The sequence below is a fragment of the Synechococcus sp. R55.3 genome, from assembly GCF_047461975.1.
Taxonomy (GTDB): Bacteria; Cyanobacteriota; Cyanobacteriia; order Thermostichales; family Thermostichaceae; genus Thermostichus.
The window spans coordinates 1-11,000 of the sequence record NZ_JANSIG010000099.1; the positions used below are offsets into that span (position 1 = coordinate 1).

General features: G+C 59.4%; 9 protein-coding genes. 2 read left to right on the plus strand and 7 right to left on the minus strand.

Annotated elements, in window-relative coordinates:
* Nucleotides 1-97: 97 nt before the first annotated feature.
* Entirely contained in the window at nt 98-283 is a 186-nt protein-coding gene (locus NW849_RS12600) for a hypothetical protein (RefSeq protein WP_414344512.1), read from the plus strand.
* 4 nt (nt 284-287) lie between these two features.
* Here the strand turns inward: NW849_RS12600 and NW849_RS12605 are convergent, their stop codons facing one another.
* From NW849_RS12605 to NW849_RS12620, 4 genes are all read right to left on the minus strand, one after another.
* On the minus strand, nt 288-809 hold the full coding sequence (locus tag NW849_RS12605) for a peroxiredoxin (protein WP_414357987.1): 522 nt from the start codon (nt 807-809) through the stop codon (nt 288-290).
* A 179-nt stretch (nt 810-988) separates the two neighbouring features.
* Entirely contained in the window at nt 989-1,525 is a 537-nt protein-coding gene (locus NW849_RS12610) for a GNAT family N-acetyltransferase (protein WP_414357989.1), read from the minus strand.
* Nucleotides 1,526-2,784: 1,259 nt separating this feature from the next.
* Nucleotides 2,785-3,540, minus strand: coding sequence for a precorrin-2 C(20)-methyltransferase (locus tag NW849_RS12615; RefSeq protein ID WP_414357992.1), 756 nt, complete (start codon nt 3,538-3,540; stop codon nt 2,785-2,787).
* 8 nt (nt 3,541-3,548) lie between these two features.
* A complete protein-coding gene (locus NW849_RS12620; RefSeq protein ID WP_414357994.1) occupies nt 3,549-3,962 on the minus strand; it encodes an STAS domain-containing protein in 414 nt (137 codons plus the stop codon).
* A 296-nt stretch (nt 3,963-4,258) separates the two neighbouring features.
* On the opposite strand from NW849_RS12620, the gene NW849_RS12625 reads away from it, so the two are divergent.
* Nucleotides 4,259-9,151 (plus strand): translocation/assembly module TamB domain-containing protein, encoded by a 4,893-nt coding sequence (locus tag NW849_RS12625; protein WP_414357997.1) that lies wholly within the window; start codon nt 4,259-4,261, stop codon nt 9,149-9,151.
* Here NW849_RS12625 and NW849_RS12630 read toward each other — a convergent pair.
* The 3 genes from NW849_RS12630 to cobU are packed head-to-tail and all read right to left on the minus strand — an operon-like array spanning nt 9,120 to nt 10,784.
* Nucleotides 9,120-9,713, minus strand: coding sequence for a hypothetical protein (locus NW849_RS12630; protein ID WP_414358000.1), 594 nt, complete (start codon nt 9,711-9,713; stop codon nt 9,120-9,122). The two genes, NW849_RS12625 and NW849_RS12630, sit on opposite strands and share 32 nt — an antisense overlap.
* Nucleotides 9,710-10,189, minus strand: a complete 480-nt coding sequence (locus NW849_RS12635; RefSeq protein ID WP_414358003.1) for a CRR6 family NdhI maturation factor — start codon at nt 10,187-10,189, stop codon at nt 9,710-9,712. The genes NW849_RS12630 and NW849_RS12635 overlap by 4 nt, the downstream gene beginning before the upstream one ends.
* 37 nt (nt 10,190-10,226) lie before the next feature.
* Nucleotides 10,227-10,784 (minus strand): bifunctional adenosylcobinamide kinase/adenosylcobinamide-phosphate guanylyltransferase, encoded by a 558-nt coding sequence (cobU, locus tag NW849_RS12640; protein WP_414358006.1) that lies wholly within the window; start codon nt 10,782-10,784, stop codon nt 10,227-10,229.
* Nucleotides 10,785-11,000 lie beyond the last annotated feature (216 nt).

An 11,000-nucleotide genomic window follows, 5' to 3' on the forward strand; every position in this document is an offset into this window, starting at 1 on the left:
TCCTGCTCAGAGATAGGCAGGATGCGATCGCTTCTTTCCTGAACCATGTTCAGGAGAGTTCAGCGTGAATGTATCAGTCAATTAGGTCTCTGAAGCTATGGACGCCGCCGAAATTGCCGCCTTGAAAGAGCGCATCAAGCTAATCCGCGAACGCCGGCCAGCGGTAGCCAAGCTGTTGGAAAAGCCAGACTTGGGCAGCTTGCGCGTGGATGTCAACCAAGCGCTGGAGGAGATCGACGAGTTGCTCTACGAGTTCGAGCAGACTTTTGGCCCGGAAAGCTAGAGGGCTAGTTCCTGATAAGCTGCTGCAACTGGGCCAGAACCTCAGCGCTGTGGCGGCTGGGGTTTACAATTGGGTCGATTTCTCGCAAAATCCCCTCCGGGTCGATCAAGAACGTATTGCGCAGGGCAACATCGCCCATCCAGGATCCGTAGGCTCGACTGACCGTGCCATCGGGATCCGACAGCAAAGGAAACTGTAGCCCCTCTGCCGAGCAAAAGCGCCTGTGAGAGTCCACCGAGTCAGCGCTCACGCCCACAACCTGTGCCCCCATGGCCCGGAACTTGGGCAAATCTTGCTGAAAGCGGCGGGCCTCAATCGTACAGCCGGAAGTGAAGTCGCGGGGGTAAAAATACAACACCACCCACTCCCCCCGAAAATCCGCCAGCCGCCGTATTTGCCCGGCTTGATCTGGCAATGCGAACTCCGGTGCCGGAGAACCTATTGGCGGGAGAGGAGTAGTTCCCCACTGGGCCCAGGCAGGCTGAGTCATCCCAAAGCCCACAAGCAGGCCCACAACCAATCCCATGAAAACCCTGCCCAATTCCCTCACTGCCCCTCCGAGACCTCTCTAGAACCCATCTCTAGTTTACATAACTTTATATGAGTCCAGGAACTCGCCTCACTGCGCAGAAGCAAGCCAGCGGGGTGGGAAGCATCTCCACTCTGCCAGCTCAATGTTGCCGCTTTGCCAATTCCTTTGCCAATTCAAGGTAACCACTTGCAGAGCAAAAGCTGCGGAGGGATCCCCAACCATCGCCAGAGTTGAGAGGTGCGTTCGATGGGGGTATAGCGCAGTTGGGCGTACAGCTGCCGCGCGGGGAGATTGTCTTCCAACACGTGCAGGTGCAAACGGCGGTAGCCCCACCCTTGCACCACTTCTTCAGCACTGAGCAAAAGCAGACGGGCAATTCCTCGCCGCCGCCAGCCGGGCAGCACCGCCAAGTTGGAAAGGTAGGGATACTTCCCATGGGCGATGACCCGCAAAGAGATCTCGGCAGTGCCCACCACTTCGGATCCCACCGCAGCCGCCAGACAGCAATAGTAGGGATCCCTTGTGGCCAGCCTGAGGCGCAAATCTTCGCGAATACCCAGCTTGCAAATCGGGTGGATCCAGCGTTGCAGGCCTGAGGGCGGATAAAAAACCTGCGCCAGAACTTCGGCCAAGGGATCCAGATCGCCCGGTGTAGCCGGGTAAACCACAGGGGAAGGCAACACAGGTTGAGACGGGGCAACCGCAAGCATTCTCCTTATTTTCCCAAACAACTTGCAAACAACAAAACAATAAGTGGTGACCCCCACGGGGAGCCACCACTGAACCGGTAGAACTTGGCCACAGGGAGGAAAACCACCCCTGCCGACGCGGACTAACCGCATCCAAGACTTAACTAAGACTTATTCAGTTGTCTTAACTTGTAGCTGATCCAACCGCTCCAACTACTTTTTTCTTTCCAATTTCCTTTCCAATTTCTAGGCCAGCGCCAGTGGCCGCTCCGACACCAGAATCCGACTCTGAGGTTTACGATGAGATCTCCAGATCGCTAACGTGGCAGGCTGAGCCGTTGATGCGATAGATATCATCTGTGATGGGCTGGTAACCCACTTCCACCAGATCGGACTTGGCAGGAGCGAATATGCGGACAACTGCTCTAGCAATCTTTGAGAGAAAGGTAAACATAGCAACCTCCTGAAAGTGAGAGTGAAACTATGAACTGAGAGAACCTCGAATTGCTAAAGCCCGCAGTCCTTGTCCCACTGAGCGCTGGTTCCGACTCGCAGAGCTTGCAGGTTGAGAGCACCTGAACCTGATCACCGATTTTCCCACCCTGACTCGCTCATGAATGGAGACTCAAAATAGCCGGCTGAGCTTGTTGATCTGGCAAAACCACTTTTATTTGAGGATTATTTGAGGAACACCTAGAGCGCTCTCTCACTTTCCCAGTGGCTTGTGCAGCAAGCCCAACTGCTATCTGCCTAACTCCCCTTTTCTGCTTTGAGGAAAACCTGTCGTAGGTACCAGGTGCCCTGCTGGGCGAGACAACCACTTCTCAGGAGAATCTGCCGAAGCAACGGATCGGAAGTTTGGATCAGAGCGTTGACCGACAGAGAACTTTGGAGAGAATTTTGGATTTGAGTCAGTCGAGAAGCGGTGCCTCGCATTTGAGATGGGGATGAGATATTATCCTCCTCGCCTGAATCACTACATTCATAATCTAACCTATAGCCGATCCCTCAACCCAGGTTGGCAACTATTCTTAACAGGTCGGATCATTCCTTTAACTTGGTCTTTTCATCTCTTTTTGATGTAGGTCAACGCAAGGATCCTAAGGATGCTGGACTGGGTTTCCTTGACATCTTTCCGGCACAAGATACCTGCTTTTTTGGGGAAACAAGCCGGCTCGGTACGGGACTTAAGCTCAATGGAAACACACGCAAAAAAATACCGACCAACCCCTGCTTCGGGCTTAATCGCCGGAAGGAACTCATTCCCTATCCTAGAAAACTCATTCCAGCTGTAGCTCGTTTTCCAGGTTAAGAGAATCTTGATTTCGGGGCCGAGAACGCAGGATCAGCAGGGAAAAGTAGGGGGGCTGGTAGTCGGCCAGTCCTTCCAGGGTGGGGAAGAGGGTTTGCTGGGGCCAGCCGGCCCAGACCACCAAGCTGGCTTGTTGCAGCCAACCTCTTTCGGCCAGCCACTGCCAAACCTGAGGGTAGACAGAGGCCACTTTCATGAGGACGACTACCTCAGCCCAGGCACAAGCCTGCTCCAGTTCCGAGAGGGCAAACAGAGCCGGTAAAATCGCCAATTTCTCGGAGCCGAGCACCAAGGGGGATCCCAGGGCAGCAGCGGCAGCTAAGGGAGAGCACACGCCCGGTACGGCCTGAATGGGCAAGTTGGCGATCCGCTCCCGCAAAGCTTGGGCCACGTAGGCAAAGGTGCTGTAGAGGCCCACGTCTCCCTCACAGATAAAGGCAACATCTTCTCCCCTTTCTAGGAGTGGGGCCAGTTGCTGGGCAGCCGCTTGCCAGGCAGCTTGCAGGACTTCCGACCGGGTGACAAACGGCAGATGAAGAGGCAGCAGGGTTTGTTCCGGTCGCAGCCAAGGGCGCACAATTTGGTAGGCCAAGCCCGGCTGGCCGGCAGCATTTTGGGGACAGGCCACCCAGTTGACCGTGCTGAGGATGCGGGCTGCTTTGACCGTTATCCAGTCGGGATCCCCTGCTCCAGCACTGATCCCCCAAAAGGTTCCCAGACCCATACTGTGTATCAGGCGGTCTCTGTACTGCCCGTACTTCCTTCCTTCAGGCGATCCAAGGCTTCCTGCAAGGAGTTGCGCAAAGACAGGAACTTCTCCAGGCGCACCAGCTTCACCGTTTGGGTGATGCGGGGATTGCTCACCACCTGAAAGACACCCGCACGGCTCTGCACCAGCTTGGCCAATTGCACCAGGGCGCCGACGCCAGAGCTATCGATGAAGTCGATCCCTGTCAAATCCAAGATCAGGTTAGGGGATCCCTCTTCTAAATACTTGGTGACCACCTTAACAAAGACCGGCTCGGAAAAGGCATCCAGAAGGCCGGTCAGGTGAAAGACCTGGCAGTTTTCCAGCGCTTCGTGGCTGCCGCGCAAGCTGACCGTCAGAGATAGGGGTTCCGGAATGGCTCTTCTCCTTTCAACCATCTCGACAGAAGGGAACACCTGAGAGAGGCCCCAAGGTGGGTTCAATCTCGGGTGTGGAGATAGCTTAGCATCCCCGTTCTCTTCGCGAGACGGTATTTTTCCGCTGGGTCTTTGGGGGAATTACGCCTGGGAGCAGGGATTTCTTCTTTCTGTTCCCTCGTGGCAAGCCAGGAGTCCTTGGGTAGGATGGGGGCAACTTTGCCGGCAGGGCCGACCTGCAATGCACGAACGGCTTTTGGCAGCCTGACAGGTTTTTAAGGGGTGGGCGGTTGGGAGAAGATCACCGAGATCCAGAGATGCAGCAGCGACAATTCAACCTTTCCCCCGGCGCTTTGGCTTGGGTGGGGGCAGGGCTGGGTTTGGGCTTAACGGCTGCAGCTTTTGGGGCAGCTTGGGGGGCTGCGGCTTATCTTCAAACTCAGGTGCTGCCCCAGGTGGAGGATGTTCTATCTCAGGCGACGCGGCGGCGGGTGGAGTTGGGGGAGGTGAGGTTTCTGTCCCCTTGGCAGGTGAGTTTGGGAGAAAGCCGCATTGAGCATTTGGCCACCATCGGCTCCATCGACCTCAGCCCCGATTTCTGGACTTGGCTGCGGACGGGGGAACGGGTGCTCAATGTTACCTTAAATCGGCCACAACTGCTGCTGATGGAAACGCTGGATCGGGGATGGGCGGATGTTCAGTTTCAACTGCCGGAAGGGGAAGGGGAGGGATCCCTGCCTTTCCAGGGGCTGAATATTCGCTTGCGCCAGGGATCCCTGACGGCCATTCCTTTGGTGGGGGAGCGGCGGCAGTTTGACCAGTTGCAGGCCCAGGTGCAGGTGTGGCTGCCCCACAATGCCCCGCCAGGAGAGGAGGATCTTTTCGGGGGGCGGGCCAGTTTCCAGGCGGCAGCCCGGTTGCGCCCTAAGGACTCTGCACCGCTGACGCGCCTGGAGGGGAGGAGGGGATACCCGCTGCAGCTCAGGGGGGTGGCGGATTTCGCCCAGGCTTCCGGTTCGGTGTCGCTTTCTGCGGCTCGTCTGCCTTTGGATCTCTTGCCCAGTGTGGTGCCGGCGGCCCCTTTTGCGGAGGTGCAGGGGGAAACTGGCTTGGCTCTGCAAGTGCTTTGGCGGCGGGATCAACCGCTGGCATTGACGGGGCAGGCCCAGGTTCAACAGGCTCGGCTGGGGCTGGAGATGCTGCCGCATCCCTTTGAAGAGGTGAACGGCTCCGTTGGCTTTACCTTGCAGGGGCTGGAGCTGCAGGGAGTCAGCGGTCGTTTGGGTCAGCTTTCCTTCACAGAGCTGAAAGGCCCTGTGGACTGGAGCCAGGGGCAGGGGTTTGGTTTGCAGGCGGAACTGGTGCCGGCCAGTCTTCAACAGATCCAAGAGACGTTTGACGTGACTGGCCTGCCGGTGGCGGTGGAGGGGGTGGTGGGGGGATCCGTAACGGTCACCGGCCCCTTGGATCGGCCACAGATTCGGGGACAGTTGCGGGGGCTTTCGCCGGGGCGGGTGGATCGCCTGCCGGTGTCGGAGTATGCCTTTGGCTTCCACTTTGCGGATCAAACCTTGACTTTTGAGGCAATCGACCTAAGGGCGGCGGGGGGTCGCATTCAGGGATCCGGCCAATTGCAATGGGCTGCTGGCTTGGCGGGCCAGTTCCAACTGCAGGTGACGGGGATGGATGCGGAGCAGGTGCTGGCTTTCTACGGGGGAGACTTGCCGCGCCGGGGCGCTCTTCCTTGGGTGGGGCCGGTTTCCGCGCAAGTGCAGGTGGCGCTGACGGGATCCCAACCTCAGGTAGAGGCCACCTGGGCAACCCAAGGGGGAGAGATCGCCGGAAGAGGGCAGCTCCAGCTCTTGCCAGAGGCTGACGGTTGGGTGGTGGAGGTGCCTCAGGCAGTCTTGGCTGTAGAAGGAGGGCAGGCGCAGGTGGCGGGGCGGTGGGCAGGAGGGCAAGTGCAAGCCCAGGTGAGCCCCCAGAATGTGCCGCTGGCTTTCTTTAACCCCCAATGGACGGGATCCCTCTCAGGAGCCCTCACGGCGCAGGTGAACACGGCTGAGGTGTCGGAGCTGGGCTTTTTGGGGGCGCTGCGGGCGCAGGGCTCGGTGATCCTGTCGCAGCCTCTGGGAGAGGCAAGGGGCCAGGTGGCCTGGGATGGGGCGGGCCTAGTGATCCAAGAAGGTGAGATCTTGGCCGACGCAACTCGGCTGGCCGGCATACGGGGGCGGATCCCGGTGGATCCTCAAACCCTGCAGGTGGGATCCCTGGATTTGGCCTTGGCTGTGGATGGGGTTTCCTTGGCAGAAGTGCCCGGCCTGCCACCCTTGGTGGAGGGGGTGCTGCAAGGTTCGGGGCAGATTCGGGGATCCCTGGACAACCTAGAGGTGGAGGGAGAGGCTCGGCTCCAGGGCCTCAGCATAGCAGGAGTTGAATTTGAAGACTTGGCCGGATCCTTCCAGGGGTCTGCTCGAGGGGTAGAGGTGGATCTCCAGGGACAGCAGGACAGGCTGGCGTTGCAGTTGGATCCCCAGTTGCAGCCTTTGCAATTTCAAGTCCGGCGAGGGGAGGCGGAGGCAGTAGGTCAACGACAGCAGGAACAGCTCCAGGTGACGGTGAATCGGCTGCCGCTGGCTTTGCTGGGGGGCTTAGCTGCCGGGCCGTGGGCCAGCCTACAGGGGAACCTCGATGGGGAGGTGGCAGTTGACCTGGCGAGTGGTGCTGCCCAAGGACGGGCTGCGGTAGCGGATCTGCAGTGGGGAGGGATGAAAGTGCAGGGCTTCTCGGTGGATTTTGACTACCAGACTGCGGGCGACTCCGGCTCTCCCCGGCTGACCATTGCTCAAGCCCAACTGGATTTGTTCGAGAGCACCTATACGGCTAGGGGCACCTTAGAGCTGCCTGCAACTCTTCTGCAAGCCGGTTTGGATCCCACCTTGGCGGCTCTCGCTCCCCAAATTGACCTAGAGATCAGCACCCATCAAGGTCGGCTAGAAGATATCATCTCCGCCTTCAAGTGGCGGCAGTGGCGCGACCTCACCACCCGGGGTTTCCAATTGCCCCCCTTGGGCCCTGCCTCGGTGTTGGAGACCGATCCGGTTGGTTTGCCCAACCATCCTCTCCTGGAGCAGCTAGAGTACTATGCTCAGATCCTGGCCGCCCACCTGGAGACTCTGGCCAGCCGCATGGATCCGCTGTTCGCGTCAGCGGTGCGGAGCACTTTCCCGCCGCCCACGAGTCTGCGAGGGGAGTTTCAGGGCAGCTTGAGTATTGCCGGCAACCTTGCCCAGCCCCGTGTCAGCTTTCAACTGGAGGGCCGGAATTGGCAAGCCGAGGAGTTTGGCATTGAAACTCTCACTGCGGTCGGCAGCCTTGTCGTTCCCACAAGCGGTGCGGAGGGAGCAGTGGTGCTGGAGCCGCTGCTGTTGCGCAGTGGAGAGCGGCAAGCCCTGTTCTCCGGCAGGCTGGGGCTGGAGGAGCAGTCGGGATCCCTGCAAATTCAAGGATTTCCTCTGGCTTTGCTGGATCGCTTCTTGCCGGAGGAGCTGGAGCTGCAGGGGGATCTCAACCTGGATGTGGAGCTGGCCGGCAACCTGCGGGATCCCCGTGCCACCGGATCCCTGACGGTGGTCAACGCCCAGATTAACCAAGTGCCCCTGCGGGAGGTGGCGGGACAATTCGACTACCAACAAGGACAACTGCGCTTGAAGAGCACTCTTCTCGCCAACGGCGACGAGCCAATCCGCATTGCCGGCTTGGTGCCCTACACCTTGCCCTTCGCCGAAGTTCAAGCCAAAGAGGATCAGATCGACCTGAGCTTACAGGCTGAGAACGGCGGCCTGCGCTTGATCAATCTCCTCACCGACCAAGTGCGCTGGGAAGGCGGCCAAAGCCAACTGGAGCTGACCATCCGCGGCACCTTACGAGAGCCCAGCCTACAGGGGAACTTGAGCGTCAACTCCGGGATCCTCAAGCTGGCAGCCCTGCCGGAGCCCATTACCGACCTCACAGGCCAGATCGCCTTTAACCTCAATCAGCTGCAAGTCCAGGAGCTGCGCGGACAGTTGGGGGAGGGATCCCTGGTGGCCAGAGGCGTTTTGCCCATCAACTCTCGCGGAGCTTTGCAAGAAGGAGAAGCTCTGCAGCCGCTGAGCCTGCAGCTCCAAGGGATCCGCCTGAACTTGCCCAATCTCTACACGGGCCGCCTGGAAGGAGAAGTGGTGGTGGGGGGGCTGCTCCTGCGACCGTTGATTGAAGGTCGTTTAGAGGTTTCCGAGGGGATTGTGGATGTAAGCCCTCGCCCTGAGCCACCCACCGCAACAGAGGCGGCTGAGGACTCTGCACCGCCGACGTTCGCGACAGCCCTACCCTTTTGGCAGCCGCGGTTGAATGGGCTGGAGCTGGCCTTGGGATCCCGGATCCGGGTGCAGCGGCCTAACTTGTTTGAATTCAATGCTTCCGGCACCTTGCGCCTTTTCGGCACCCCCCAAGATCCGCGCCCGGCAGGCACCATCACTCTGGAGCGAGGCCGGGTCAGCCTGCCCATCGCCAACTTTCGCTTGGATCGCTCCCGCCCCAACACCGCCACCTTCGACTTGGACAACCCCTTTGATCCCTTCTTAAACCTGCGCTTGATGACCCAAGCCTTCGAGGTGTACCGCTTCCCCCAAGATCTTTCCCCCTTCGACACCAACCGCAACCTGCCGGGATCCCAGCAGAGCATCGATATTTTTGCCACGGTCAACGGGCGGGCCAGCCAACTTGCCGAGGCGGATCCCCGCAATGGAGTTCTGTCCCTTTCCAGCAGCCCCAGCCGCTCCCCGGAAGAGATCGTCGCCCTGTTGGGGGGAACGGCTTTGGCCCAACTCAATCCAGAGGCAGGGGTGGCCGGGCTGGCGGGAACGGCCCTGCTCAGCGAGCTGCAGGAAGCTCTGCGGGATACCCTTGGCCTGGATGAAATTCGCCTCAGCCCCATCCCCCAGATCGATACCCGCGCTCCCAACCGTTCTTCAGTGGGGCTGGCCTTGGAGGTGGCCCGAGATCTGGGGCCGGCCACTTCCCTCTCGCTGCAGCGGAACTTGACGGATCCCTTCCAGCCCACCCGCTACAGCGCCCGCTACCGCTTCAACGAGCAAACCCTCACCCGCGCCAGTACCGATTTTGAGGGCAACAATGTCATTTCCATCGAGTTTGAGACCCGCTTCTAGCAGGATCCGCTCCGGCCAGATTGAAAATGGTTTTACCAGCGTCGCAGAGCGATAGAGCATCTGTATCCCAAAGGATCTGGCCATCAGGAGCCATCCTCCCCAACACCGGCATTCCCACTTGGGCTGCCAGGCGTGGGATCAAAGCTGCATCCAGCTCTGCCAAAGCCTGGGGATCCCCAGTTTCGGGCAGGGATCCAACCAGCACCCATCCCAAACCACGGGCCCTGGCTTGGCGTAACAGGGCGGCAAAAGCAGCACCTTGGCTCAGGGCGGCCTCCCGTTGCAACGTCAACAGCAAGCTCAACCCCCACGCATGGGCTAGATCGGCCCAGGTTTGGCCTGGCCCTATGGGATCGGCAACGCTGCCCGGCAAAACCAGTAGGGGATCTCTCTCTCCTGCCCACTCGGAGATCTGTTGCCAGAGAGCCTTGAGCTGAGCTTCCGAAGGGGTGGGATCCACACTGAGCCGGCCCCAAGGGCGTTGAACCACCTGCTGCCAAGCGTCGGCCACTGCCGTAGCTCCCGGGATCCCTGGCCAGGTGTCGGCCACCATCACCTTCATGGCTCTGCCTCCCACAGGGCGAGAAACTCCGGCTGGATCTCGAAGCCAAACACCAAAGCCATATCCCGCAGCATAGAGGCGGATCCCAGGTTCTGCTGCTTGAACCACCGCATCAACACAAAGATCTTCTGGTAGACGAAGATCTCCAACGCTTCTGGGTTGTAAACAATGCCCTCCCGAGGGTTGAATTGGTGGGGCACCATCATAGCCGCGTAACGGGCCAGTTCTCCTTGACGCCAATTGAGGAAGTAGGGCATCCAGGGGTAGACCGTATCCCACCGAATAAACCACAGGCGCACCTCCGGGATCTCGGACAGCTCCCGCGGATCCTCAGGGCTGCGCGGCCAATCGATGGCGCATTGCACCTGCTGGGCAGCACGCACGGGATCCGCCATCAGGGTTTTCACCAGCTCATGGCCGGGGGTGAGATCCAGAGTTTGAATGGCCTTGGCGGGAAGGTAGAAGGTAATCGGCACAGCGACACGGCTATCTGGCTTGCAAATGCAGCTTATCTCAGCTCTGTTCCATCTTGCCTGCCACCGGGATCCCTAGACGGGTGAGATCCAGGGCAAAACCTGCCGTTACCAAAAACACTTGGTCGGCCAGGGGAGCCAGCCTTTGGGTCAGTTCCCCCATCCGATCCCGAAACCGCCGCCCCAGTGGGTAAGCGGGCACCACCCCCCAGCCCACTTCTTCAGACACCAGGAGGATCTCCCCTCTATGGCTTTGCAAGGTTGCCAAGAAGGATTGCACCAAGGGATCCCATTCTGAAGAGGGACAGTCTAGGCCCTGCGCCACCCATCCCCCCAGCGAATCCACCAGCGCACAACAGGGCTGGGGCAACTTTTGCAGTTCTGCCCCCAAGTCCCTCCCGGTTTCCCAAGTTTGCCAACCGGAAGGTCGTCGTTGCCGGTGCTGTTGAACGCGCTCTGCCCACTCTGGGTCAGTCTCAGGATCGGGTTTTGGCCCGGTAGCCAGGTAGACAACCGGCAAGCCTGAAGCGGCAGCCAAACCCTCTGCCAGCCGGCTTTTGCCGGAGCGCACAGGGCCGCAGATCAGCACAATCGACATTACGCTGGAAATCCACTGACGCTTGAGATTAACCTAACAACAGCGCACTTGAACTTCAGGCTCAAAAGCTCGACCATGACAGATCCCAAGCCAATATCTCCGCCTGAACAAAAGGCTGCTTCGGCCTCTTTTCGATCTGCTCAACCGCTCTGGCTCAGCCTAGCGCTGGGGATCACCACTGCTCCCGTTTTGTTGGGCTTGGTCTTGGCAGATCGG